We start from the raw sequence: 366 nt of genomic DNA, 5'->3' as shown, positions 1-366 counted from the left end.
CGGCAATGGTGGACGGAGCATATTACGACGTTGTGGAAGCGATCAAGCCGGGAGTGCGTGAGAACGAGGTATGCGCGGTGATGCGCGGACGGCTGGTGGAAATGGGAGCGGAGAACGTGCACAACGTGAATGTGATCTCAGGGGATCGTGCGTTCCCGCACCCGCATGACTTCTCAGACCGGATCATCCGCCCTGGGGACATGGTGTTCCTCGATGTGGTGAACGACTTCAACGGATACAAGACATGCTATTACCGGACGTTCTGCTGCGGTTATCCGACGGAGAAGCAGAAGAGGATATACAAGAAGACATACGACTGGATGTACGATGCGATCCGTGCGATCAAACCGGGAGTGACGACGGACG

The 366-nt window shown here is 56.3% G+C and carries 1 protein-coding gene; it reads left to right on the top strand.

Going from position 1 to position 366, the window contains the following annotated elements; translation table 11 throughout:
- Nucleotides 1-366 (top strand): M24 family metallopeptidase (locus CHK_RS02670; protein WP_046442502.1); only part of this gene is annotated, 366 nt, incomplete at both ends.

Source organism: Christensenella hongkongensis (assembly GCF_000981035.1).
GTDB classification, from domain to species: domain Bacteria; phylum Bacillota; class Clostridia; order Christensenellales; family Christensenellaceae; genus Christensenella; species Christensenella hongkongensis.
The sequence above is the reverse complement of the archived record's forward strand: the minus strand, read 5'-3'. Positions and strand labels throughout refer to the sequence as shown.